The organism is Corynebacterium singulare, from assembly GCF_000833575.1.
Classification (GTDB): Bacteria; Actinomycetota; Actinomycetes; order Mycobacteriales; family Mycobacteriaceae; genus Corynebacterium; species Corynebacterium singulare.
Map to the genome: position 1 here is coordinate 1,014,555 of NZ_CP010827.1, position 24,329 is coordinate 1,038,883.

Annotated in this window: 20 protein-coding genes, 1 tRNA gene and 2 pseudogenes; 16 read left to right on the forward strand and 7 right to left on the reverse strand. The window is 57.4% G+C overall.

The genetic code is table 11. The features are described 5' to 3' along the window. Positions 1 to 9: 9 nt before the first annotated feature. Positions 10 to 1,473 carry a bifunctional UDP-N-acetylglucosamine diphosphorylase/glucosamine-1-phosphate N-acetyltransferase GlmU gene (gene glmU / locus CSING_RS04745; RefSeq protein WP_042530163.1) on the reverse strand — a complete coding sequence of 488 codons (1,464 nt, stop codon included), beginning with the start codon at positions 1,471 to 1,473 and terminating at the stop codon, positions 10 to 12. A 65-nt stretch (positions 1,474 to 1,538) separates the two neighbouring features. Further along, positions 1,539 to 2,771: an MFS transporter gene (locus CSING_RS04750; RefSeq protein ID WP_042533156.1), complete on the reverse strand. Its 1,233-nt coding sequence runs from the start codon at positions 2,769 to 2,771 to the stop codon at positions 1,539 to 1,541. A 70-nt stretch (positions 2,772 to 2,841) separates the two neighbouring features. Here CSING_RS04750 and CSING_RS04755 point away from each other — a divergent pair, with 70 nt between their 5' ends. The 5 genes from CSING_RS04755 (at position 2,842) to CSING_RS04775 (ending at position 10,401) form a co-directional block, all read left to right on the forward strand. Next, positions 2,842 to 4,470 carry a multicopper oxidase family protein gene (locus CSING_RS04755; protein WP_042530166.1) on the forward strand — a complete coding sequence of 543 codons (1,629 nt, stop codon included), beginning with the start codon at positions 2,842 to 2,844 and terminating at the stop codon, positions 4,468 to 4,470. A gap of 248 nt (positions 4,471 to 4,718) precedes the next feature. After that, complete coding sequence (locus CSING_RS04760) at positions 4,719 to 5,459, forward strand: trimeric intracellular cation channel family protein (protein ID WP_201773985.1); 741 nt, start codon at positions 4,719 to 4,721, stop codon at positions 5,457 to 5,459. Between the two features lie 200 nt (positions 5,460 to 5,659). Beyond that, positions 5,660 to 6,268: a TetR/AcrR family transcriptional regulator gene (locus CSING_RS04765; protein ID WP_042530172.1), complete on the forward strand. Its 609-nt coding sequence runs from the start codon at positions 5,660 to 5,662 to the stop codon at positions 6,266 to 6,268. Continuing rightward, positions 6,269 to 9,919, forward strand: coding sequence for a transcription-repair coupling factor (gene mfd / locus CSING_RS04770; protein ID WP_201773965.1), 3,651 nt, complete (start codon positions 6,269 to 6,271; stop codon positions 9,917 to 9,919). It abuts the gene before it with no gap. Then, on the forward strand, positions 9,919 to 10,401 hold the full coding sequence (locus tag CSING_RS04775) for a hypothetical protein (protein WP_042530174.1): 483 nt from the start codon (positions 9,919 to 9,921) through the stop codon (positions 10,399 to 10,401). Before mfd ends, CSING_RS04775 begins: the two co-directional genes overlap by 1 nt. 115 nt (positions 10,402 to 10,516) lie before the next feature. Here the strand turns inward: CSING_RS04775 and CSING_RS04780 are convergent, their stop codons facing one another. Then, positions 10,517 to 12,004, reverse strand: a complete 1,488-nt coding sequence (locus tag CSING_RS04780) for an amino acid permease (RefSeq protein ID WP_042530175.1) — start codon at positions 12,002 to 12,004, stop codon at positions 10,517 to 10,519. Between the two features lie 82 nt (positions 12,005 to 12,086). Between CSING_RS04780 and CSING_RS04785 the strand changes: the two genes are divergently transcribed. Next, on the forward strand, positions 12,087 to 12,701 hold the full coding sequence (locus CSING_RS04785) for a MazG nucleotide pyrophosphohydrolase domain-containing protein (protein ID WP_052471383.1): 615 nt from the start codon (positions 12,087 to 12,089) through the stop codon (positions 12,699 to 12,701). On the opposite strand, the gene CSING_RS04790 is transcribed toward CSING_RS04785, so the two are convergent. Further along, entirely contained in the window at positions 12,698 to 13,120 is a 423-nt protein-coding gene (locus CSING_RS04790) for a hypothetical protein (protein ID WP_042530180.1), read from the reverse strand. The two genes, CSING_RS04785 and CSING_RS04790, sit on opposite strands and share 4 nt — an antisense overlap. Before the next feature lie 169 nt (positions 13,121 to 13,289). Between CSING_RS04790 and CSING_RS04795 the strand changes: the two genes are divergently transcribed. From CSING_RS04795 to CSING_RS04820, 6 genes are all read left to right on the forward strand, one after another. Then, the gene (locus CSING_RS04795; protein ID WP_042530182.1) at positions 13,290 to 14,081 is read left to right on the forward strand and encodes a lytic transglycosylase domain-containing protein; all 792 of its coding nucleotides are present in this window, start codon (positions 13,290 to 13,292) and stop codon (positions 14,079 to 14,081) included. 131 nt (positions 14,082 to 14,212) lie between these two features. Continuing rightward, entirely contained in the window at positions 14,213 to 15,490 is a 1,278-nt protein-coding gene (eno, locus tag CSING_RS04800; RefSeq protein WP_042530184.1) for a phosphopyruvate hydratase, read from the forward strand. A gap of 156 nt (positions 15,491 to 15,646) precedes the next feature. After that, a complete protein-coding gene (locus CSING_RS04805; protein WP_042530186.1) occupies positions 15,647 to 16,198 on the forward strand; it encodes a septum formation initiator family protein in 552 nt (183 codons plus the stop codon). Positions 16,199 to 16,232: 34 nt separating this feature from the next. Further along, the gene (locus CSING_RS04810) at positions 16,233 to 16,781 is read left to right on the forward strand and encodes a DUF501 domain-containing protein (protein WP_042533160.1); all 549 of its coding nucleotides are present in this window, start codon (positions 16,233 to 16,235) and stop codon (positions 16,779 to 16,781) included. Positions 16,782 to 16,797: 16 nt separating this feature from the next. Then, complete coding sequence (locus CSING_RS04815; protein ID WP_042530188.1) at positions 16,798 to 17,751, forward strand: Ppx/GppA phosphatase family protein; 954 nt, start codon at positions 16,798 to 16,800, stop codon at positions 17,749 to 17,751. A gap of 53 nt (positions 17,752 to 17,804) precedes the next feature. Continuing rightward, a tRNA-Leu gene (locus CSING_RS04820) sits at positions 17,805 to 17,881 on the forward strand. 98 nt (positions 17,882 to 17,979) lie between these two features. Here CSING_RS04820 and CSING_RS13580 read toward each other — a convergent pair. Both CSING_RS13580 and CSING_RS14040 read right to left on the reverse strand, forming a co-directional pair. Then, positions 17,980 to 18,108, reverse strand: a pseudogene (locus CSING_RS13580) (IS256-like element ISCau1 family transposase); the annotation flags it as partial. A gap of 76 nt (positions 18,109 to 18,184) precedes the next feature. Then, positions 18,185 to 18,491: pseudogene (locus CSING_RS14040) on the reverse strand (integrase core domain-containing protein); the annotation flags it as partial. Positions 18,492 to 19,000: 509 nt separating this feature from the next. On the opposite strand from CSING_RS14040, the gene CSING_RS04825 reads away from it, so the two are divergent. The 4 genes from CSING_RS04825 to CSING_RS04840 are packed head-to-tail and all read left to right on the forward strand — an operon-like array spanning position 19,001 to position 22,835. Next, positions 19,001 to 20,479, forward strand: a complete 1,479-nt coding sequence (locus CSING_RS04825; protein WP_201773966.1) for an MFS transporter — start codon at positions 19,001 to 19,003, stop codon at positions 20,477 to 20,479. Between the two features lie 23 nt (positions 20,480 to 20,502). After that, positions 20,503 to 21,234 carry an IclR family transcriptional regulator gene (locus CSING_RS04830; RefSeq protein ID WP_052471384.1) on the forward strand — a complete coding sequence of 244 codons (732 nt, stop codon included), beginning with the start codon at positions 20,503 to 20,505 and terminating at the stop codon, positions 21,232 to 21,234. An 11-nt stretch (positions 21,235 to 21,245) separates the two neighbouring features. Further along, entirely contained in the window at positions 21,246 to 21,857 is a 612-nt protein-coding gene (locus tag CSING_RS04835; protein ID WP_201773967.1) for a bifunctional 4-hydroxy-2-oxoglutarate aldolase/2-dehydro-3-deoxy-phosphogluconate aldolase, read from the forward strand. 12 nt (positions 21,858 to 21,869) lie between these two features. Beyond that, positions 21,870 to 22,835, forward strand: coding sequence for a sugar kinase (locus tag CSING_RS04840; RefSeq protein WP_052471385.1), 966 nt, complete (start codon positions 21,870 to 21,872; stop codon positions 22,833 to 22,835). 574 nt (positions 22,836 to 23,409) lie between these two features. Here CSING_RS04840 and CSING_RS13590 read toward each other — a convergent pair. Then, entirely contained in the window at positions 23,410 to 24,312 is a 903-nt protein-coding gene (locus CSING_RS13590) for a hypothetical protein (RefSeq protein WP_144403115.1), read from the reverse strand. Positions 24,313 to 24,329: the final 17 nt, after the last annotated feature.

Here is a 24,329-nt window from a genome sequence, read left to right on the forward strand (position 1 = left end):
TACGTGTTGTTAGTTGGTGGTGTGGTCGTCATCCGAGGAGCCCTGGGCCTTGTCCGCAGCGTCTGCCGCAGGCGTGCCCGGGCGCTTCTTCTGAACCCAGCCCTCGATGTTGCGCTGCTTGCCGCCGGAGACGGCGAGTGCTCCTGGGGGCACATCGTCCTTAATCACTGTACCTGCCCCAGAGTAGGCACCATCACCCACGGTGACGGGGGCGATGAACATGGTGTCGGAGCCAGTGCGCACGTGGCTGCCGATGGTGGTGTGGTGCTTGTTGACGCCGTCATAGTTGACGAAGACGGAGGAGGCACCGATGTTGGAGTAGTCCCCCACGGTGGCGTCGCCGATGTAGGTGAGGTGCGGGACCTTGGTGCCGCGGCCGATCTGGGCTTTTTTGGCCTCGACGAAGCCGCCAAGCTTGCCCTCCTGGCCCACGATGACGCCGGGACGAATGTAGGTGAACGGCCCAACCGTGGCGTCCGTGCCGATGACGGAATCGAAGCCGTGCGTGCGCACGACGCTGGCGCCTGCACCGACCTGCATGTTGGTCAGGGTGGTGTCGGGGCCAACCTCGGCACCATCGGCGATAGTGGTCGCGCCCCACAGCTGGGTGTTGGGGTGGATGGTGACATCCTGGCCAATCGTGACGTTTACCCCAATCCAGGTGGTCTCAGGGTCAACGATGGTGGCGCCGCCGCGCATGGCCTTCTCCACCATGCGGCGTTTGAGCAGACGCCCTGCCGCAGCGAGCTGTACGCGGTCGTTGACTCCCGACAGCTCATCGGGGTCCGCAGCAACGTGGGCGCCGACGCGGTGGCCAGCCTCGCGAGCAATCTCCAGCACATCGGTGATGTAGAGCTCGCCCTGGGCGTTGTCGGAGTTGAGCTTGGTGAGAGCATCACGCAGCACGGCGCCATCGAAGGCGAACACGCCGGAGTTGACCTCACGCACTGCACGCTGCTCTTCAGAGGCGTCTTTCTGCTCCACGATGGCGGTCACAGAGTCATCCTCAGCGCGCAGGACGCGGCCGTAGCCGGTCGGATCCTCCAAGGTCATGGATAACACGGTGACCGCATTGCCTTGGCCTGTATGGCTCTCGTGCAGCTCGCGCAGGGTCTCTGGGCGCAGCAGGGGAACGTCTCCATTGGTGACAATGACGGTGCCATCGAAGTCCGGCAACGCGCTCAGGCCGCATTGCACAGCATGACCGGTGCCATTCTGTTCTTCCTGAACTGCCTGAGAGACCTCACAATCGAGCTCTTCAGCAATGGCGTCAACAGCCGGGGAAACTTGGTCACGCTGGTGGCCGACGACGACCACAAGGTGTTCCGGATTGAGTCCCCCAGCCGCATGAAGTGCATGGCCGAGCAGTGACCGCCCGCCAATCTCATGCAAAGTCTTCTGGGTTGAGGATTTCATGCGGGTGCCCGCGCCGGCAGCGAGGACAATGGCGGCGCAGTCGGTTGTTTCAGCCACGAGTGTGTGCGTCTCCTGTGTTGGGGGTGTCAGGACTTACTGGGATTCATCATAACGCGCTTGCATTAGTTTCCGTGAGAAACCTCCGGAAGCGCACGCGCACGCCACGCTCCGAGCAGGCCCACAACAGCAAGAAAGAGGATAGCCGCAGATGGTCCCGCCAAGGCGATGGCAGCGGAAATTCCACCGACGATGAGGAGGATGACACCCATCATGGTGTTGGCAGCGCCCACGTAGCGGGTGCGCTTGTCCTCACCTGCCATGTCCACGACATACGTCTTGCGGGCCACGCGGATGCCAGCGTGTGCCAGATTGACCAAGAAGAATCCGATGGGCAGGGCCCACGCGCTTATCGACGTCGGCGCCCACGCCGCACACGCCACAATCGCCAGCAGGATCACTGCAGCAAAGCCGGCCGCCCAGGACATGACCAGGCGGGAGGATTTATCCGAGAGCACGCCGGATACCCGTCCACCGACGAGGCTGGCCAGACCGGAAGCCAAGACGAAGCCGCCGAGGCCACTCAGCGCCTGCGAACCAACGCTTTGGGAGAGTACGACAATAAAGGACGTCGATAGCGCAGAGACTAAGAGCAGCGCACGAACGTTGACGAAGCTGCGGAAACGCTTGTCCTTGGTGTAGAGCTGCCAGGTGTCCTTCCACCAGCTGGTGTTCATGCCCTTCTGGCCGGTGTTCTCCGGCACGGGCTCATCGATAGTGCGGAAGACCACTGCGGCGAGGAACCACGTGGCTGCGCCAATAGCCAAAAGAACCGCCAGCCCCCAGCGAGGCAGCTCGCCCAAGAAAGCGAGGACACCGCCGGTGATCAGCGTGACGGCACCACCCAGCTGCGTTGCACGGCCGGTGACAACACCGCGGCTGCCCTTCGAAATGGTGCGTCCCTGGACGTCCTTGCCGGTCAGCGAACACAGCGCGCGCAGAAGCGCGAGCACAGCCAGGGCGAGGCAGACGATGAGGCCGAGGAGGGGGCCGTCGAGAAGCACGGCGGCTGCCGCGATGATCGCCGCACACACGCCCTGTCCCACCGAGCCCAGCAACCACAGGCGTTTGCGGGCCGGATGCGAGGTCACCCACGGGGTCAGCGCCGCCTGCGGGAGCATCGACCCAGACTCACGCAACGGAACAAGAAGACCGGTAAAGAAACCGGGCACACCTGCCGCACTAAAAAGCCAGGGCAGGACGGTCTTTCCAGATAGCAGCTGATCGCCCACGCCCTGCAGTCCGTTGGACCAGACAAACTTCCGAGCATTAGCGGATTCTTTCGCGGGAAGAGACATGACTGTGATCTTAAGCCCGACTACGCCAATGCGAAGGTTAAGGTTTGCCTGACCGCCTAGTGTGAGAGGCATGTCTGTCTCTGTGTCGCGCCCTGTGTCCCGCCGAGTCTTTGTCCAGGGAACCGTCCTCACCGTTGCCGGTGCCTCCCTTCTAAGTGTCAGCGCTTGCTCCACGTCGTCAGACCAGCCCGAACCGCTCGGCTATGACGGAGAGCCTCGTGCTCTACCAATCCCGCCGGTAGAGGAAGGCACGAAGGAAGGGAAGACCCGAGTATTCACGCTCACCGCCCAAGAGGGGCACTCAGAGGTACTCCCTGGCAAGGACCGGGCACGGACGTGGGGTTTCAACGGACCCTTCCTGGGGCCGACGCTGCGTGCCCGCCGCGGTGAGAAGATCCGCGCGGAAATCACCAATGACCTGAGTGAAATGACCACGGTGCACTGGCATGGAATGCAGCTTCCCGCCTATTCCGACGGCGGCCCGCATTCGCCGATTCAGAGTGGTGAAACGTGGAAGCCTGAGTGGGAGATCATCCAGCCGGCAGCGACGGTGTGGTACCACCCGCACCCGCACCTAGCTACCGCCACGCATGCCTACCGAGGCTTGGCCGGCATGTTCATCATCGACGATGACGTCTCCGACGGTATTGATCTGCCACACGAGTACGGCGTGGACGATATTCCCGTGGTCATCATGGACGCTAAGTTCACCGAAGACGACCAGCTCGATGAGAACAGCGACAACACCCTGGGCCTGCTCGGCACAACCCCGCTGGTGAATGGCATTACCAACGCCCGCTTCGAGGCCACCACGCGCCGGGTGCGCCTGCGCCTGCTCAACGGTGCCTCGATGCGTTTTTACACCCTGGAGATCGGTGATTCACCGTTCCACGTGGTGGCGACGGACGCAGGGCTTCTCGACGCCCCCGTGGAAGTCGACTCCCTCCTTCTCGGCCCCGGTGAGCGCGCAGAGGTCATCGTGGACCTCGAGCCGGGTAAGGAAGTGCAGCTGCGATCGGTGCCGCGTAAGGATAACTTCGGTGTGCCGACCGACAAGGACGCCGCTGACTTCGGCTTCCGCGATTCCTTCGACCTGCTCACCATTGTGGGGCCGGAGGAGTCTGCGCCAGAGCCCCCGGCGCTGCCGACAGAGCTGGATCCTGCTGCGAGAGAAACCCCGTCTACTGAGGGCCTGACCGAGCGCGAATTCGTGCTCAACACCTTCATGATCAACGGCGAGCAAATGGACATGACCCGCGTGGACATCGTCATTGATGAGGACGCCCTAGAGCTCTGGACCGTCACCAATGAGAATTCCGACTGGCCACACAATTTCCACATCCACAACGCCCGCTTCAAGGTTCTGGAGTGGGACGGCGATGAGAAGATGAACGTCTTCAACTCCGGTTGGAAGGATATTGTTAACCTTCCCCCGAAAGCCACCGCCCGCCTGCTCGTGGAGTTTGGTTACTTCCCGGACAAGACCATCCCGTACATGTATCACTGCCACATGCTGTTGCATGAGGACCAGGGCATGATGGGCCAATACGTCATCGTGAATAAGGGCGAGAAACCTGATGTGCGCGTTAAACCTGGTGCCCTTGTCTTTGATGCGGATGCCTCTGCTCACGCCGGGCATGCCAGCCAGGTCGTGGACTCTTCACGCAGCCCATATGCCTCACCGGCGGCCACGTCCTAGCGCATTTGTTTACGTGGCACAGCCTGCCTGCCGCCGGCTGTGCCAGGGGCCTTTGATAGGACTGTTGTTGGTCTCCGCGTGTTCTTGATGTTTTCAAAAGTGCAACCCTGAAAACCGAACGACCCTAGTCGTGTGAATCTGATGTATGACGGTCAGGATCTGCGACCAGCATGAGTCGCCTTGTACCTCTGGACAAATAGGAAAGTAAGCATCCAGCTTCTCACCGTGCGCTAGGGTCGATACCTGTGATTCAAGACGTTGACCCTCTTATCCAATCCCTGTACCAAGCTTTTGATCTCATTGGCGTGGTGCTGAACGGAATCATCGGCGGCACCATTGCACGCCGGCGGGAATTCGACATCATCGGCTTCGTCTTCCTCGCGCTCTTCTCTGGCCTCGCCGGCGGCATGATCCGTGACATGCTCATAGCTAATGGTCCGGCGGCAGCTATTTCTGATCCGCTGTACCTCACGTTGGCCTGCGTTGGCGCACTCATCGCTTTCCTCACTGATCTCAAGGGCAAGGCGTGGGAGTTTTTCCGTGAGCATGGTGATGCCATCATTTTGGGTGTGTGGTCCACCACCGGGTGCGTGAAGGGGCTGGCCAATGACATGCCGCTCATTGCCTGTGTCTTCCTCGGTGTGCTTACCGCCGTGGGCGGCGGAATGGTGCGCGACGTGGCCTCCGGAATGATTCCTTCTGTCTTTGGCGGGACCCCGCTTTATGCAGTTCCCGCAGTGTTGACCGGTGTGGTCATGGTGGGCTTTGCCGAGTACGACAAGTTTGCCCTGGGCATGATCATTGCTCCCATCGTGGGCTGCGGCATGGCCATTACATCCTACTGGCGCGGATGGGTACTTCCGCGCGCCGGCGTGGCGCCGGTGAACTACACCGCAGCCCAGGTTGCAGCTATTGCAAAGAAAGCGGAGCTTAAGGGGTTTCGGCGCGGGAGTAAGAAGCGGACAGAGAAAAAGCAGGGCGACAGCTAGGCAATAAAAAGCTTCCCCACCAGGACTCGAACCTAGAATGACGGTACCAAAAACCGTAGTGTTGCCGATTACACCATGGGGAAACAGCGCCGTGCGTCAGCGCTGGGGGACATGTTACCTGACGGGGTTCGAGAGTCCTAAATGCCTCCCCGCTTTTTGCGAGTGCGGGTCATGTCCGGTGGGGGAGATAGAGTAGGAGCATGGTTCGACAAAGGATGACCGGCCGTGAGCGCCGTGAGCAGTTGATTTCCATTGGCCGGGCGGCCTTCGCGGAGCTTGGCTTCGATGGCGCCAGTGTGGAGGAGATCGCCGCGCGCGCAGGTGTGTCTAAGCCCGTGGTGTACGAGCATTTTGGCGGTAAAGAAGGCCTTTACGCGGTGGTCATCGACCGCGAGCTCGTAGCCTTGGAAAAAGTGGTCATCGAATCCCTACAGGAGGGGTCTTGGCGTGAGCGTATTGAGCGCGGAGTTGTGGCGCTGTTGACCTACGTCGAAGAGGAGACTGATGGTTTCCTCATTCTGGTCCGTGATTCGAAGCCGGGGGAGGAACGCAGCTTTTCCACCTTGCTGAATACCGCGGTGAACCAGATTGCTCACATTCTGGGTGAGGCCTTCGAGCATCGAGGATTCGACCCCGAGCTTGCCGTGCTTTATGGACAGGCGCTCGTAGGAATGGTGGCTACCACCGCGCAGTGGTGGCTGGATGTGCGCGAACCTTCGCGTGAGACCGTGGCCGCGCACATTGTGAACCTGTGCTGGAATGGCCTGTCCGGTATGGAAGCGACTCCGAAGCTGAAGGGAGAGAAGTAGATGACCACTCCGATGTTGGGCGGGCTGCTCAAGGTAGCAGCGTCTGATCCTAAGCTTAAGGGGCTCGCCGCCCAGGTGGGAACGTCATCCCTGCACATTACGGGCATCGACCAAGCCCGCCCGTGGGCTATCGGCACCTTGGCACACCATGCGCCCGTCCTGGTCGTCGCAGCATCGGGCCGCGAGGCGGAGGATCTGACAGCGGAGCTCACTGCATTGTTGGGGGACAAGGTGACGTATTTCCCGGCGTGGGAGACGCTCCCGCATGAAAGGCTTTCGCCTGCCGCCGATATCGTCGGCAAGCGCGCCCAAGTCCTCGACCTTGTTGGCGCTGGTAAAGCCAAGGTTGTGGTGACCTCCGCTCGTGGTTACTGCCAGCCCATCTTGAGCAAGGTGGAGGGGCGTGCGCCCATTTTCCTCAAAGAAGAGGAGGAGCACGAGTTTTCCCATATCGTGTCGGAGCTGGAGTTCCGGGCGTACAAGCACGTGGACATGGTGGCTAAGCGCGGTGAGTACGCTACCCGTGGCGGCATCCTTGATATTTTCCCCACTACCTCCGATTACCCGGTGCGCGTGGAGTTCTGGGGAGACGAGATTACGGATATTCGCCAGTTCTCCGTGGCGGACCAGCGTGCCTTCACGGAGATTGAGGTAGGTGAGGTCGCCATTTACCCGGCCCGTGAGCTGCCCATCACCAACGAGGTGGCTGCGCGTGCCCGTGACTTGGCCCAGAAGTTTGGTGGCAACGCGGCACTGGCTGAGCTTCTTACCAAGGTGGGTGAGCACATACCGGCCGAAGGTATGGAGGCGTTGCTCGCCGTGCTTGCCGACGTCCCCTTCGTCACCCTCCCCGAACTCCTCCCCAGCGGCACACACGTGCTGCTCGTGGCACCGGAGAAGATCCGCACCCGCGTCGCAGATCTGGAATCCACTGATGCTGAATTTCTCGCCGCAGGGTGGGAAGCCGCAGCCATGGGTGCGGATGGCCCGCTTGCAGCCGAAGGTCTTGACACGGAAGCCTCTAGCTACCGTTCCTACGAGTCCTTGGTGGCCACGTGTGCGCAGATTGAAGCACCGCTGTGGACCTTTGCACCTCCCGGCATGTTTGCGGCGGCGGAGTCGGAGACCCTGCCGCTCGACTTTGAACCTGGCCCCACACCACGCGGTGATATCCAGGAAATTGACGCCATGATGGCGCAGCTTCTCGCTCACACCACTGCGGGCGGGCGTGCTGCGTTCATTGCTCCTGCGCAGGGCGCTATCAAGCGTATGGTGGAGCGTTTCGCCGAAAAGGGAATTCCCACCAAGGTGGCCACGCCAGGCTGGGAGCCGAGTCCCGGCGAGGTCACCCTGTATCAAGCTCTGAGCCATGCCGGTCTCGTTTTCCCCAAGGTGCGCAAGCTAAAGGACGCAGAAGCGCTCCCGCTCGTTGTCGTTACGGAGACTGATCTCACGGGTAATCGCGTGGGCGATATTGCGGGAGCGAAACGTCGCCCAGCAAAGCGTCGCAACCGAGTCGATCCACTGGCTCTCAAACAGGGCGACTATGTGGTGCACGAAACCCATGGTATTGGCAAGTTCCTCAAGATGGCTGAGCGCACCATTCAGTCTGGTGATGAGACCTCGCGCCGTGAGTACATCGTGCTTGAGTACGCCGCTTCGAAGCGCGGCCAGCCCGCTGACCAGCTGTGGGTCCCCATGGACTCGCTCGACCTGCTGAGTAAGTACACCGGTGGTGAGGCCCCCACCTTGTCGAAGATGGGCGGCTCCGACTGGAAAAACACGAAGAAGAAGGCGCGCGCCGCTGTGCGCGAAATCGCAGGCGAGCTCGTGGAACTCTACGCCAAGCGGCAAGCCGCACCGGGTCACCAATTCGGTCCGGATACGCCGTGGCAGGCGGAGATGGAGGACAATTTCCCCTTTGTTGAGACCGAGGACCAGATGTTGGCCATCGACTCCGTGAAACAAGACATGGAGTCCACAGTGCCGATGGATCGCGTCGTTGTGGGTGACGTGGGCTATGGCAAGACCGAGGTGGCTGTGCGCGCGGCCTTCAAGGCCGTCCAGGATGGCAAGCAAGTTGCGGTTCTGGTTCCTACCACGCTGCTGGCTCAACAGCACACCGATACCTTCCGCGAACGCATGCAGGGCTTCCCGGTTGATATTGAGGTGCTGTCGCGTTTCACCTCGACCAAGGAATCCAAGGAGATTCTTGCTGGCTTGGCGGATGGCTCGGTGGACATTGTCATCGGTACCCACCGCCTGTTGCAGACCGGCGTGCAGTGGAAGAATCTAGGCCTTATCGTCGTCGATGAGGAGCAGCGCTTCGGTGTCGAGCACAAGGAACACATCAAGGCGCTCAAGGCCTCGGTGGATGTGCTGACCATGTCCGCAACCCCGATTCCCCGAACCCTGGAGATGTCCATGGCGGGCATCCGTGAGATGTCCACAATCCTTACACCGCCGGAGGACCGCCACCCAGTGCTGACCTATGTTGGTGCCTACGAGGACAAGCAGATCGCGGCGGCCATCCGCCGCGAGCTGTTGCGGGATGGACAGGTGTTCTTTATCCACAACAAGGTCGCGGACATCGAAAAGAAGGCTCGTGAGCTGCGAGATCTCGTGCCTGAAGCGCGCATTGTGGTGGCCCACGGCCAGATGAATGAGGACGTCCTGGAACAGACCGTTCAGGGCTTCTGGGATCGTGAGTATGACGTTCTGGTGTGTACCACCATTGTGGAAACCGGCCTGGATATCGCCAATGCCAACACCCTCATCGTGGAAAATGCCCACCACATGGGCCTGTCCCAGCTCCACCAGCTGCGCGGGCGTGTGGGCCGCTCCCGTGAGCGTGGTTATGCCTATTTCCTTTATCCGAAGGGCGCCACGCTCACTGAGACTTCCTATGACCGCCTTGCTACCATTGCCCAGAACAATGACCTCGGCGCCGGCATGGCTGTGGCCATGAAGGACCTGGAAATGCGCGGTGCCGGCAACGTCCTCGGTGCGGAGCAATCCGGACATATTGCCGGCGTGGGTTTTGATCTGTACGTCCGCCTCGTCGGCGAAGCCGTAGAAACCTTCAAAGCGCTTGCTAGGGGAGAAGCCCCAGTTGTCACAGATGAGGGGCCGAAGGAAATCCGCATCGACTTGCCTGTTGATGCTCACATTCCGGAAAGCTACATCAACTCTGAGCGTCTTCGCTTGGAGGTCTACCGGAAGCTCGCGGCCTCCAAGGACAACGCGGACCTGCAACACACCGTGGAGGAGATGGAGGACCGCTATGGACCCGTGCCGGAGCCGGTGCAGCGGCTGCTGGCCGTCGCCCGCCTGCGCCACCAAGCGCGCCGGGCGGGGGTTGCCGATATCACAGTGCAAGGAACCCGCATCAAGGTCCATCCGGTGGAGCTCGCGGATTCCAAGCAGGTGCGCCTCAAACGCCTCTTCCCTGGCTCCAACTACCGTGCAGCTGCCAAGGCCATTCAGCTCAACTTCCCGAAAGCCGGCCGCAATGTGACGGACCCCAAGCTGCGCGATGTCGAACTAGTACAGTGGATGGCGGACTTCTTAACGGCCATGTTTGAGCTGGACCACGTCGATGTCACCGGTGGGAAGGCCACAAAGAACGTCATCAGCGTAGGGGAAAAGTAATGAAAGCCGCCAACCGCCGAATTGTCTTACTTGCAGTATGGATGGTCGCTGCTGTGCTGACCATTCCAGCGTCACTTGTCATAAAGATGTTGGGTAAGAACGGGGGCTGGCTCGTCTTTCTTGTGCTGATGTATGGGGTGCTGATCGTAGGCTTCTGGATTGCTCTCGGCTTGCTCCCTCTGCTCATTCGCGGTGAGTATCCCAGCAAGCTTGCCTGGGCTTGGGCGGGGTTAGCCATGACCTTCATCGGCTTTGCCGTATTCCACGCGAACATGCCTGATTTTGGTGACGTGGGACCCGCCACCGTCCCCACATGGTGGCATGGAAATGAGAAGGCTGCCGGAGCCACGGCCTACGCCGGCCTAGGAATCAGCGCCGTTGGCCACATTCTGTGGATTGCCTCGTGCATCGTCTACGCGGTCCGCTCCCGCAAGGGTGATGCGGAATCTCCGGGAACGGTACGAGGCACAGCAAACGCTTGAATCAGCGCAGAGCTCTCATGGTGACATGGATGCTGTCGGCCGGCGTGGCCGTTCCTTGAGCGCTGGCCGGGACGTACTAGGGGAACACCACCACGCGTGGGGGCCGGGCCCTACCTTAAAGGGACAGCCAGCCGGCGCTGAGGCCCCACACTGCAGCAATCGCACCAGCGATGACAACGAGCACCACGCACCATTCGAAGTTGTTGAACACACGCTCCTTCTTATACAGGCGGGTAGCCACGTACGGAACTATGCTTGGCACCACGGCCAGTGCACCTAACAGCACATACACAAGGTCAGCTGCGTAGATGAGCCATAGCGAATACACGAACGCCACAAGCCCAATAAAGAGGTGGTGGCGGTTCTCCTTGGAGCTAACCTCAGGGCCAGACATGTCGAACTTCACGCCGGCATGTGGGTGGGTCAGGCCCTTGCCGCGGATGGCAAGAAGAACCAGGTAGAGAGAGGAAAAGATATAGGGCAGCAGGTACATGATGGTGGCCAGCTGCACCATGGCGTTATAGGAGGTCTCGTTGAGGAAGAAGACGATGACGAAGAGCTGAATTGCCAGCGTAGAAATGAGCTGTGCTACCCACGGCGCACCAGCCAAGTTGATGGTGCCAATTTTGCGGGGCAGCAGGCCGTCGAAGGCCATCATGGCAATTGGCTCGGCACAGAGCATCTGCCAGGACACGTAGGCGCCCAGCACGGATAGACATAGGCCGATCGAGATGAGCGCGCCGCCCCATTCACCCACGGCGGCAGTGAGTACGGAGGCCATAGAGTTATCAGGTAGGGCCGCGAGTTCCTCCTGGGTGAGTACGCCGAAGCTCAACGTGGACACGGAGACAAGCAACACGAGGACGCTGATGAAGCCGATAACGGTGGCGCGACCAACATCGGAACGGGAGCGTGCCTGCTTGGAGTAGACAGAGGCGCCTTCGACACCAATGAATACCCACACGGTGAAGAGCATGATGCCCTGGACCTGCTCAAAGAGCGACTTATCAGAGTTCTCACCCCAGAAGTCAAGGGTGAACTTGTCCCAACTAAAGCCGAGGAAAGCAATGAGCACGATGAAAGCCAGGATAGGAACGATCTTGGCAACGGACGTCACCATGTTCATGATGGCTGCCTGCTTAATACCGCGGGCGAGCACCGCGAAGATGCCCCATGACAGAAGCGATACCGCGATAGCGGAAACCCACTGGTGGTCCGCATCAAAGAAGGGCACGTAGTGGCCGATGGTGTTAAAGAATAGGGTGGCGTAGCCCACCTGTGCCATGACGGAACCCAGCCAATAGCCCCAGCCGGAGGTAAAGCCGATAAAGTCCCCAAGGCCGGCGCGGACGTAGGAGTATACGCCAGAATCGAGGTGTGGCTTGCGGTGAGCAAGGATCTGGAAAACGAATGCCACAGAGAGCATGCCGATGCCGGCGATGAGCCAACCCAGCAGCATGGCGCCGGGTCCGGCCACGGAGGCGATGTTCTGCGGCAGAGAGAAGATGCCGGCGCCCACCGTGGAACCGATGATGAGCGCAACGAGCGTCCACAGCGTCACGGAGTGCGTGCGCGGCGATTCGGTGAGTGGTGTAGAGGTCATTGGTCAAAAATACCCCTTAAGGCGGGCTTTTGCGCAACTGTAGTCAAAACTCATGGGGCGAGAGCCCCTATACTCGGGGCCTATGACTGTCCTGTTGCTCGATCCGCGTTGGCCCACCATGCTCCCCATGGAAGTCTATGGAAAGCTGCGTGGGCCTGCGGTTTTCACCGATGAAGTGCCGGTGAAAGTCCGGTGGAACTTCGATGAGCTGTTGTGCGGTGATGATCCTTTGGGGCAAGGTGTGCTGGTGAGCACGAATGCGTCGGACCCGAAGGTGCGTGCGCTTCTCGACGCCTCCCATGACCTCATCCTTGCCCCATCCCTCGAGGATCCGCTGTGGCAGGCGCGAGAGGTCATGTCGCGGGCTCGCACGATTGGGGAATGGGAACGGGAGCAGACGCATGATTCCTTGCTGCCATACCTTGCTGAAGAGTCCGCAGAGTTTGCTCAAGCGGTGGAGCAGCGTGCACCCGATGCTGAACTGATGAAGGAACTAGGGGACGTTTTCCTCCAAGTCCTTTTCCATGCCGAGATTGCGGCGCGTCGTGGAGCTTTCACATTGGAGGACGTGGCGGCCTCTTTTGTCACAAAAATGCGCTCCCGCGCGCCCTACCTGTTTGACGGCACAGAGAGCGTCGTTGGGGTAGAGGAGCAGGAGCGCTTGTGGGCGGAGGGTAAGGCCCGCGAAAACCTTTAGTTCTTCTGGAGAACGGAAGACAGGAGCGGAGCGTAATCCGCAATCTTGGAGGACAGGCCGGTGCCGCCGGTGGCGATGGTGTCTTCCTTTACGATCTTGCACTCGAGTGCGCGGTCAGCAGTCTGGCCAGCGTACTTCACTGCGACCAGTGCCAGCGGGCCGAAGTCCTCGGTGGTGCCCAGCGCGGTAAGGTTCTGGGACAGCTGGTTGCGGGTGGTGGTTTCGGTGAGCAGCTCGCCCTCGGTGCCTCGATCGATGAGGGTCAGGGTGTTGCGCAGGGCGTCGCAGTCAACAGTTTGGATGCGCTGGGACAAAAAGCCGCCCAGCTCATCGAGGGAAGCAGCGGATGCGGTGGCAGGAACTGCGGCACCGAGGGTGACGATGGCGGCGGCGGTGGCGGCAATACGACGGATGGACATGGAACTCCTTGAGTTATGCGTAGAGAACAGCACTATTTCCCGGCTCGGTGAGCCGTTCATCGGTGCAGTCTAGCGCAGTATGTTACGCATGGGAACACTTTGACATAATTTTGTTACCGATCTGTGTCGGTCCGAAGTAGGGGTTGGGTGCGCTGTAGTATTCCTGCCTATGACTAAGGGGCTACGGAGGATCGGGGGCTGCGGCCTCGGCATTGTCCTGGCGATCATTCTTATCATTTCGCTCGTGGCCTGGAGCTTGTCCTTCTTAGATAAGCCCTCACCTTTCCGGCAGCTCGACCCCGTGCCTCACGATCTTCCTCCCATTGGTGGAGCGGAAGTACCCGCTATCGACGTCGAGGCACCCGGGCGCACCGCGGACAAACTTTCATGGTGGTCGGATCAGCTCAAGGACGCCACGAGTATCCCTGAGCAAGCTTTGCGTGCCTATGGCAATGCAGAACTTATAGCGAGCAAGACCTGGCCTGACTGCAACCTCCGGTGGAATACCCTCGCAGGTATTGGTTGGGTAGAGACCCGCCATGGCTCCTATAACGGCAACATTTTTAAACGCTCATCACTCGATGAGAACGGCTACCCCGATCCGCCCATCGTGGGAATTCCCCTCGATGGCTCGAACAACACCACCCTTGTCCCTGACAGCGATGGTGGCACGATAGATGGCGATGTCGAATTTGATCGCGCCGTGGGGCCCATGCAGTTCATCGCGACCTCGTGGGAACACCTTGGACGTGACGCAAATGGAGACGGTGTGGCTGACCCCAACCAGATAGATGATGCTGCCCTTGGTGCGGCGGCTCTCCTGTGCTTTGGTAATCGAGACCTGTCTACCCCAGAGGGGTGGCGTGAGGCGATTCTCAACTACAACCAATCCGAGGAATATGTGCGTAAAGTGGCGGGTGCTGCCAATTCATACGCGATTGAGCAGCCGGCAACCTCCTAGATTTTAGTCACGTTGTCCGGTTCTGCCCGACGTGTTCCGAAGTTTTCTGGAACAATGGATAGCAGGTGATTTGGGAGCCCTCCCGAAGCACAACCCCAAAATCAATTTGGCTCTATAGGAGTGAAAGCAGCATGGCTGACATCATCCACGTAATGGCACGCGAAATCCTTGATTCCCGCGGTAACCCCACCATCGAGGCGGAGGTGTTCTTGGACGACGGTGCACGCGGCGTCGCTGGCGTACCGTCCGGCGCCTCCACCGGTGTTCACGAGGCACACGAGCTGCGTGACGGTGGCGAGCGCTACCTGGGTAAGGGCGTGCTCAAGGCAGTAGAGAACGTTAACGAAGAGATCGCAGACGAACTCGCTGGCTTCGAGGCTGATGACCAGCGTCTCGTCGATCAGGCCCTCATTGCACTGGACGGCACGGATAACAAGTCCCGCCTCGGTGCAAACGCCATCCTGGGTGTCTCCATGGCCACTGCCAAGGCTGCTGCAGAGTCTGCAGGCCTGCCGCTTTACCGCTACATCGGTGGGCCGAACGCTCACGTCCTGCCGGTTCCGATGATGAACATCGTGAACGGTGGCGCGCACGCTGACTCCGGCGTTGACGTCCAGGAGTTCATGATTGCTCCGATCGGTGCAGAGAGCTTTAGCGAGGCCCTGCGTATCGGTGCAGAGGTCTACCACGCACTGAAGTCCGTAATTAAGTCCAAGGGCCTGTCCACCGGTCTCGGTGACGAGGGTGGCTTCGCTCCGGAGGCTGAGTCCACCAAAGCTGCTCTGGATCTCATCATTGAGGCAATCAAGAAGGCTGGCTTTGAGCCGGGCAAGGATGTGGCTCTGGCACTCGACGTTGCCTCCTCTGAGTTCTTCAAGGATGGCAAGTACCACTTCGAGGGCGGCGAGCACACCGCTGAGGAGATGGCTAAGGTCTACGAGGACCTCATTGCTAACTACCCGATCGTCTCCATCGAGGATCCGCTGCAGGAGGATGACTGGGAGGGCTACACCAAGCTCACCGAAACTATTGGTGACAAGGTCCAGATCGTCGGCGATGACTTCTTCGTCACCAACCCGGCCCGTCTGAAGGAGGGTATCGACAAGAAGGCTGCTAACGCTCTGCTCGTGAAGGTGAACCAGATCGGTACCCTTACCGAGACCTTCGACGCGGTCGAGCTCGCTCACCGCAACGGCTACCGCACCATGATGTCCCACCGTTCCGGTGAAACTGAGGACACCACCATTGCGGATCTGGCCGTTGCTCTGAACTGTGGCCAGATCAAGACCGGTGCCCCGGCTCGTTCCGAGCGCGTGGCTAAGTACAACCAGCTGCTGCGCATCGAGCAGGAGCTGGATACCGCCGCTGTCTACGCTGGCCGTTCCGCCTTCCCGCGCTTCCAGGGCTAAACTCCCTCGAAGTTAAGAATTGACCCGCAATCGCGGGATAATCCTTAAAGGTGCCGCAGGAATCTGTGGCACCTTTTCCTGTGACACCTGTTATTTTTGTGACTCGCTCGCGCGCTGACCCGCAGCCTGCTTCTCGGGAGCTAGACTAACTTCCCGATGGCACGCACTACCTCTCTTCGAACTAAACGCCGGAACACCGTTCCGGTACATACGCGTGCCCGGGACGCACACAAAACCACGAAGCGCCCGAAGCAGCCGAAGGGCCTCGACATTCTCGGTGTCGGCGTCATCATCGCTGTCGTGCTCGTTGTTCTGCTGACCATCGCCGTCCCGCTGCGCAATTACTACCATGGCCAGTCAGAGATCGCGCGCCTTGAAAGCTCAATTGCAGCGAAGCAGGAGCGCAAGGACCAGCTCCTCACTGAAATCGACAAGTACCAGTCGGACGAGTACATCAAGCAGGAAGCACGTCGCCGTTTCGGCGTCATGGATGAGGGAGAGACGGCTTTCCGCATCATGGATCCTCGCATGGACTCTGGAGATACCGTCACGTCGGAGCACCGCGAGGTGACCGATGACCGCGAATGGTACGCAGTCCTCTGGGACTCCGTAGCTCAGGAAGCTGAAACAGAAACACAAGTAGGGGAGAACGCCGACGGCGGCGTTGCGGTGGAGCCGAACACAGAGACCGACAACCCTACTGAATAGGACTGATCCACGTCCTCGTGTCACAATGGTCTCCATGACCGTGACCGATGCTGATCTCGACGTCGTCCGCGAACAACTAGGCCGCACCCCGCGCGGCGTCGTGGACATTGCCTACCGCACTCCCGACGGAGCTCCCGCAGTGATTAAGACTGCGCCTAAGCTTCCCGACGGCACCCCGTTCCCCACCCTCTACTACCTCACTGACCCGCGTCTGACCGCAGAGGCTTCTCGTCTCGAGGTGGCCCACGTGATGAAGTGGATGGAACAGCGTCTCGCCGAGGACGAGGCTTTGCAGGAGGACTACCGTGCTGCCCATGACCACTATCTTTCCACTCGTAATGAGATGGAGGACCTAGGTACAGATTTTTCCGGTGGAGGAATGCCTGAGCGTGTCAAGTGCCTCCATGTTCTCATCGCCTACGCTCTGGCCGAAGGGCCTGGCCGCGTTCGCTTCGGAACGGAAGCCGTAGCCATGGCGGCAGAACACGGTAAACTCCGAGGCAGCGCCATCCCGGAGGATTGGCCCACCGTGGGGGAGTTGGGCATTGACATGGCTCAGTTCGATTTTTCAAACGCCGGTTAAAAGAAAGGCTTAACGTATGACTCGCGTTGCTGCTGTCGACTGCGGCACTAACTCCATTCGCCTTCTCATCAGTGAGATTCAGGAGGATGGAAAGATTCGAGACATCTCTCGCACCATGGAAATCGTTCGTCTTGGCCAAGGCGTCGATGCCACTGGTGAGTTTGACCCAGCGGCACTCGCGCGTACCAGAGCTGCGCTTGAGGAATACGTCAAGCAGATGAAGTTTGAGAAGGTTGAACGTGTCCGCATGGTGGCCACCTCCGCCACGCGTGATGCCAAAAACCACCGTGAATTTTTCGACATGACCGCTGAGCTTCTGGGACAGATTCAACCCGGTGCTCGCGCAGAAGTTATTTCCGGCGAGGAGGAAGCCTTGCTGTCCTTCACGGGTGCGGTGGCCGATCTTAGCTCCGAGAAGGGGCCGTACTGCGTCATCGATTTGGGCGGTGGGTCGACCGAATTCGTCGTCGGCACTATCGATGGCGAAATCCTTGGCTCTCATTCCGCACAAATGGGCTGCGTTCGCCTGACGGAACGCATGATGCGCAGCGATCCACCTACCGAGGCGGAAGTGGAGATCGCCTCCGATTATGTTGCCGAACGCATGGCTGACGTTGAAAAGATTGTGCCCATTGACAAGGCCGTTACCTTCGTAGGTTGCGCTGGCACCTTCACAACCTTGTCTGCCTTGGCACAGGGCATGGAGCGCTATGACGCGGATTCCATCCATGGCTCTGAGCTTCGTTTTGACGCCCTGCGTGTGCTGACGCGGCAGATGATTGGTCTGGCCTCAGACGTGCGAGCCCTCAACCCCGTCATCCACCCAGGCCGCGCCGACGTGATCGGCGGCGGCTGCGTGGCTGTCGAGGGCATCATGACGATGATTGAACGTAACAGCAGCGCCCGTTCCTTCTTCATCAGTGAGAAGGACATTCTCGACGGCATCATCGCAGGGCTCGCTGCAGCCTGACCCTATTTTCTTTTCGGCATTACCCGTGTCCTAAAATAGTTAGGCACGGTTTGGCCCCCATAGCCCAATCGGCAGAGGCAGTCGACTTAAAATCGATTCAGTCTGGGTTCGAGTCCCAGTGGGGGCACCATGTGATGTCTCGAGACATCGTTCCGGTCGGTGTCTCGAGATTTTTTGAGTTGCCCCCGCTGGCGGTTATTTTGGGTTAAGGGGACATTTCGAGTGGATTTAGGAGCGCCCGGCCCAGCCTTTTCTTATGCCTAAGCTGGGGTTCCATTCGTTGTCGATGTGGGCGTCGTATGCGGCTGGTCGGCTGTCTGGGTGGCCGCGTCGTTTAAGTTCTTCTTTCGCCTTTGCGTGCTGCTTCTTCTCTTTGGCGTCCTGAAGCGTCCTGGGTTTAGTTCCGCTTCTTTTACGGCCCGGTGTTGATGGGCTAGATGAGATAGTGCTCGGTTTCTGTTTCTTGTGGGGGCGTAGTTCAATGCTTCGTGAAGTCGCTTAGTGTTCCACCAATGCACCCACCGCAAGGTCGCCAACTCAACTTCTCCCACTGACGTCCACGGGCCTTGGGCGTGAATGAGTTCAGCCTTGTAGAGTCCGTTGACTGTCTCGGCGAGAGCGTTGTCATAAGAATCTCCGACCGTTGCGACGCTCGGCCGGATATCGGATTTTGCTAGTGCGGTGGAATACTTCAGTGACACGTATTGACTGCCCCGATCGCTATGGTGAATCAGCTGGTTTCCATGGATTCGTCCTGCAGTCACGCCCTAAGTTTGTTATGCCCTAAGTTCTACTTCCATTGTTTCGCCGCCTAGCGCATCAGAATTATCACTGTCACGCTACCAAGCCTGCAACGTGTGGTGAGGTACTCCAAGCAGCTCACCGACCTCCGTGTAGGCGCGTTGCAGTGAGCAAGACCCCGAGCGGACCATTTCGATGATCTGATGGACTGTCTTCTCCTAGAACTCGACGGAATTCTTTCTAGGCATAATTCAATCCTTCCTTAGCTGAGGTAGGAACTAAACCGAGGACGCTCCACTCGGCCATGCTTATGACAGCAACCAGGCCGGATATAGCTTCCTAGAAGCAGATCGCGGTCGTAGAAATATTTTGATCGGCCCGCTGAGCATGCGGAACTATTCAGCTCCTCTTGTGTGGGGCAGTCCCCCGTATGGGGGTATTGTATGGCGAACGCGGAAATCTGCCTGAAAAAGAACAGTCAATCCGATAGTGTGTTGCGTGTAAGACAATGACCATTGCGACCAACGCAATAGGGTTTGATTTGAAGGAGGCATCGGGTTTGAATTCAGGGGAAGCTGTTCTCTCGTCGGCTGAAATCGAGAAGGCGTACTCAGAGGCACGTTCGCGCAAAAACCTTCGTACGGCTGCATTAGCTGGCGGAGTTGGGACGATGCTTGAGCAATTTGATTTTGCGATCTATGGGTTGGCGGCCGCGCTAGTATTTCCGAGCGTGTTTTTTCCGGAGTCCGATCCGCTTGCAGGCTCACTGATGTCGTTTGCGGGATTTGCGGTCGGCTTCTTGGCTCGCCCTCTCGGTGGGCTTGTATTTGCACACTTTGGTGAAAAGCTTGGGCGCAAGTGGGTCTTAGTTTCGACGTTGGCACTGATGGGGGCTGCAACCTTCCTTATCGGGTTGGTACCTTCATATGCCGCAATTGGTATTGCCGCTCCAATTTCATTGTTTGTCTTGCGCCTACTTCAGGGGCTTGGGGCTGGGGCCGAACAATCTGGCTCTGCAACTCTGCTAACTGAAACTGCGAGACCGGGAATCAGGGGAAGGCTCTCCTCTACCGTGATGGTGGGTGCGGCCGGGGGAACAGTCTTGGGCACCTTTGTCTTTTCTCTTCTGCAATGGGTGATGAGTGAAGAAGCATTTATGGCTTGGGGCTGGCGCATCGTCTTTTGGATTTCAATTCTAATTACGGTCGTAGCTTGGCGGATCCGTCGCCACTTGGCCGAATCGCCGGTGTTTGTCGAATTGAAGGCGTCAACCAATGAGTATCACGAAAATTCGGCTCCAGTTGTTCAAGCTATGAAATTTGGATGGAAGCGGATTGCTCAAGTTGCCCTCATGAATTGGGGTCCCAATACGAACTCGTATACGGTTCAAACATTCTTTGTAACTTATGTCACTGCGCATGTAATGCTTAGTGGAACCAATGATCTGTTTCCGCGCTCAACGATTACTGATATTCAGCTGGTCGGGGCGATAGTAGGTATGGTGTCAGCTTTCACTTGGGGATATCTGTCTGACAAGTTTGGGCGGAAACCGATTTACCTCCTAATTTCGGGAATTGCCGCAGTTCTTCCATTTGTCTATTTCAACTTACTCGGACAGGGAACCGCCTTGATGGTTGGGGTTGCTGTGATTCTTGGCTACGTATTCGCTGCCTATGGTAATGTTGGTGTCCAAATGTCGTATTTCCCAGAGCTTTTTGGTACGCGGTATCGATATTCCGGAGTTACGATTGCACGTGAGATTTCGGCACTTATTGGCGGTGGAATCGCCCCCATGATCTGCGCTTGGTTACTCATCAATTTTGGAAATTGGATTCCAATTGCGATTTACATTTCTTTCACGATGTTGTGCACATTTGTTACCAGCTGGTTTGTGCCTGAGACGTTGGACCGGGATATGTCGATAGATTCTGATGCCGTCCACGGCGAAGACGGTACTGCCTACAATTTGAATCGCAATGTCAAATAAATAAGTGAGAGTGAATTGGCAAAATGGGTAATATTCTCAACGGTGTTGACCGCGCGCTGCGTGTGCTGGACTACCTGGCTCAGTCCGGCATGGAAGGCAAACCCTTGGGAACAATTTCCAAGGAGCTTGCCCTTGATAAGGCTGTAGTCCATAGACTGCTCTCTACGCTTAAGCAACGAGACTATGCTGAACAGCTCGATTCGAGTGGCAATTATCGTTTGGGACAAGCTGCGCTTTCATTATCGGATGTATTTTTGGGCGAAGATTCTCTTCGCTTAATCCTGCATGAAATCGCGCTTGAAGCTTCAACCTGTGCAAAGGAGCTAGCTCATGTCGGCGTGCCTGAAGGTCGCTTTGTTCGGTATATCGACAAGATTGAGCCGGATCGTTCAATTCGAGTTTGGTCAACTATCGGCGTGAAGAGCTCGAAGATTTCAACTTCGCTCGGCAGGGTACTTACGGCCGCCGAGCTGTCGGGTGCTGGCATCCCGGAGGAGTTTCAAGGTAGCGCACGAATAGAAGTTGAAAACGCTCGAGAGCTCGGATATGCAATTGAGCGCGAGGAAAATGAGCCCGGAATTTGTTGTGTAGCCGTTGCGGTAGTTCGGAATAGGGTTCCAATTGCTGCCGTTAGCCTGACTGTTCCAGCGCAACGGTTCACGTCGTCGCGTGCAAAGGAACTCGGGATCATGCTTCAATCGGTCGCGAAAAAGCATATGGTTCCGGGGTTATCTGTTTACTTACCAAATGATTGAGGGGAAAAAGATTGAAAAGTAATCCGAAAATAATCGCGGTTCTCAGAGCAAACGATGCCAGTGATTATCGAGAAGTGATGGAGGTTTTGATTTCGGAAGGCATTACAGCTCTCGAACTTACCTTGACTACTCCAAATACATTGGACGAGTTGCCAAAACTTGTTGAGTATTTCGGCAAGGATGTGTCTGTTGGAGTAGGTACCGTTCTCTCCAAACGCGATGCTCAGAGGGCTTTCGAAGGTGGAGCAAAGTTTCTAGTCTCGCCGAATGTCGAAGAGGAAGTCGTTCGGTTTGCGGTTCAAAAAGGCATCCCAATGTACGCTGGTGCGCTGACGCCGACTGAGGTTCAGCGTGCGATCAGTCTTGGGGCTTCTGCCGTCAAGGTTTTTCCGGCGCAGACAGTCGGAGCTGAATACTTGAGTCACTTGAAAGGTCCATTTCCAGAGCTGAAGGCTATTCCGTCGGGAGGTATCGACCTTGACGGTGCCCGTGAATGGCTTAGACGCGGAGCTTTTGCGGTCAGCGTTGGGGGACCGCTTATTGGAAGTGTTTTCGAAGATCATGATTTAAACGCGCTTCGTGTGAAAGCGCGCGATTTCGTTTCTGCGATCGAACATGAATAGGTAGGGGTTGCGTTGGCGAAAATTGTGTCACTCGGCGAAACAATGGGGCTGATTACCTCCACAAATGTTGAGCGCTTGGCTTCTAAATCCACAATGGTTGCAGGTTTTGGCGGTGCTGAAGCTAATTGTGCAGTTGCACTTGCCCGTTTGGGGAATAGTGTTTCCTGGATTGGCGGAGTTGGTAACGATGACTTTGCCGAGATGATCAAGAAAGGATTGCTAGGAGAAGGCATCAATGTTTATGCCATTGAAAAGCCGTTTCCGACGGGATTGATGATCAAGACGCGTCCCTATGGCGACAGGCTAAATGTAATATACTTTCGAAAAGAAGGAGCTGCTGCTCACACAGCTCCAGAGGATATTCCAGTTGATATTATTAAGGAAGCTGAGCTCTTACATTTCACTGGGATTTCTCTGGCACTGTCAGACTCGTCGCGCGCTACGTCGCTTCATGCACTTGAAATTGCGCGTGAGTCAGGAGCTCAGGTCTCATTTGATATGAATTTTCGTAGCAAGCTCTGGGGGGAATCTCAAGCATCCAAGTCCTTCCGCGGGGTAGTTCCTCAAGTCGATTATCTATTTGCAGGGGTTTCTGAGGCGGCGTTGGCAATCGACGGAGACCTAGTTCCTGGGGATTGTAGCGAGTCGGAAGTTCATCGACTTCTAGGTGCTTTGCGGGAGATGGGGGCAAAGGAACCGGTGATTAAGGAAGGGGTTCGTGGTGCTTGGGCATTTGACGGCGATGAAATTATTCATTTGCCTGCAAAAAAGGTCGAGGTCATCGATTCAGTGGGCGCTGGAGACGGATTTGCGGCGGGTTATCTATCGGCAAGATTGTCTAACCAAACTGTTCAAGATGCGCTTGAGCTCGGAGTCAAAATTGGCGCTTTCGCTTGTCTATCGAGCGGTGATTGGGAGGGCTATCCTACTTCCGATGAGCTTGAGTCCTTGGATACCTTTGAAAAGGTAAATCGCTAGACGAAATTGACGCATCTTGAGCGAGTCCAAGCTTATTGGTTTAAACGATAAGCTCATTTATCGAAATTGTGAGGTCTTCGCAGATTTCTGTTTACGCGAATGGCTGGTTGGAAGCTACTCAAAATGCACTGCCGTTCAGACCTAGGTGAGGTTGCCTTCGTTTAGTAGAAACCCTTTTGTGCGGATCTTGTCTCCGGAGGGGAGGATATTCAGTGCAAGAAATACACGCCTGAGTATCGACGTGAGGCATGTCGGATGCGGGTTTTTGGTACCGGTGTTCCGGAGACTCCAACTACGCGGACTCGCGGTACCAACTACCCCGAATCGACAGCCATGCGCCTGTTTATTTAGTCGCAGTGCCCGATCGCTCATGCAGCTTAGGCGATTGGTGTCGCGCTAGACCTTTTAGACCAGTGGGCCTGACCCCGATGTGTCTACTTTCCGGGGGTCGGGCCCGTGCGCCCGTGAGGTCTCGCTAGCGTGTGGTTTTGCCTGCACTTTCTCCGCCTGGGCAACGGTCACCGAATGAAAAGAAAGGGCGCTCCCACCTGTGGGGCGCCCTTATTTGTTCTTTTTAGAAGGGGAGTTTGAGGCCAGGAATAAGACCCGCGAAGGCAGCGCCGCCAATGGACAGTGCAATAGCGAGTACTGCGCCAATAACACCGGCAATGGTCCCAGCGGTGGAAGAACCACCACTAATAGCAGGGTTAGACTGCTTATCGTCAGCTGCATCCGTTTCGGTACTCTCCCCAGGTAGTTGGGGCTTTTCCGTCTCCTTCGAAGTGGTCGACTTTGGCTCAGCAGTGATTTCAAACGTCACTGGAAGGTTACTTCCATCTGCAAACGTTATATAAGTAACCACGCTCCCACTTCCAGTTTGAGAAGCATTGACCGTGAGGACATTCCCCCTGATACTAGTTTTCCAACCCGCAGGAGCATCCACAATCTGAACCTGCGCCCCCTTTGGGAGATCTTCGATTGTTAGATTGGTATCGACACCTTCTTGAACCATTGGGGCGTCAATCCTAGGTGAGTATATAAGCTTTTGTAGAGGATATACGGTGAAAGTGTGATCGACTACTTCTGTGGAACCATCAGGATATACAACTAAAAACTTGACGGTATTCGAGGTGGATGCCGCACGAGGCAGACTCCGTGGAAATATCTGAAGCCATAGTTCCCGGTCATTCTGGATGGCTACATAAAGGCCGTTTTCAGTATCCGTATCTCCACCATTAGGGCCCAGAATGGTGAGCTTCGCTCCGCTCGGTAATCCTGAGTACCGAAGGCGAGTAGAAGTCTCTATGCCGTAAACGCTTTTAAAAGGTTGAGGGATTGTGCCAAATTCAACCTCGTATTGGTCAGCCATGGTCTTGTTCGCGGTGGCGGTCTGAGCCGTAGCAACTGGGGCAGCAACAGCTGTTGTCGAGGCGGTAGAGAGGCAGCATAGAGCAGCGACGAGTGCTCGCTTTTTCATGAGAAATCTCCTTGAGA

Bases quoted from the DNA above. Each gene is read 5' to 3' on its own strand.
- CSING_RS04790 (WP_042530180.1), bottom strand. From the start codon at position 13,120: ATGTCCATCCGTCGTATTGCCGCCACCGCCGCCGCCATCGTCACCCTC.
- CSING_RS04815 (WP_042530188.1), top strand. From the start codon at position 16,798: ATGACTCGCGTTGCTGCTGTCGACTGCGGCACTAACTCCATTCGCCTT.
- CSING_RS04805 (WP_042530186.1), top strand. From the start codon at position 15,647: ATGGCACGCACTACCTCTCTTCGAACTAAACGCCGGAACACCGTTCCG.
- eno (WP_042530184.1), top strand. From the start codon at position 14,213: ATGGCTGACATCATCCACGTAATGGCACGCGAAATCCTTGATTCCCGC.
- CSING_RS04785 (WP_052471383.1), top strand. From the start codon at position 12,087: ATGACTGTCCTGTTGCTCGATCCGCGTTGGCCCACCATGCTCCCCATG.
- mfd (WP_201773965.1), top strand. From the start codon at position 6,269: ATGACCACTCCGATGTTGGGCGGGCTGCTCAAGGTAGCAGCGTCTGAT.
- CSING_RS04775 (WP_042530174.1), top strand. From the start codon at position 9,919: ATGAAAGCCGCCAACCGCCGAATTGTCTTACTTGCAGTATGGATGGTC.
- CSING_RS04795 (WP_042530182.1), top strand. From the start codon at position 13,290: ATGACTAAGGGGCTACGGAGGATCGGGGGCTGCGGCCTCGGCATTGTC.
- CSING_RS04810 (WP_042533160.1), top strand. From the start codon at position 16,233: ATGACCGTGACCGATGCTGATCTCGACGTCGTCCGCGAACAACTAGGC.
- CSING_RS13590 (WP_144403115.1), bottom strand. From the start codon at position 24,312: ATGAAAAAGCGAGCACTCGTCGCTGCTCTATGCTGCCTCTCTACCGCC.
- CSING_RS04825 (WP_201773966.1), top strand. From the start codon at position 19,001: ATGACCATTGCGACCAACGCAATAGGGTTTGATTTGAAGGAGGCATCG.
- CSING_RS04765 (WP_042530172.1), top strand. From the start codon at position 5,660: ATGGTTCGACAAAGGATGACCGGCCGTGAGCGCCGTGAGCAGTTGATT.
- CSING_RS04830 (WP_052471384.1), top strand. From the start codon at position 20,503: ATGGGTAATATTCTCAACGGTGTTGACCGCGCGCTGCGTGTGCTGGAC.
- CSING_RS04780 (WP_042530175.1), bottom strand. From the start codon at position 12,004: ATGACCTCTACACCACTCACCGAATCGCCGCGCACGCACTCCGTGACG.
- CSING_RS04750 (WP_042533156.1), bottom strand. From the start codon at position 2,771: ATGTCTCTTCCCGCGAAAGAATCCGCTAATGCTCGGAAGTTTGTCTGG.
- CSING_RS04755 (WP_042530166.1), top strand. From the start codon at position 2,842: ATGTCTGTCTCTGTGTCGCGCCCTGTGTCCCGCCGAGTCTTTGTCCAG.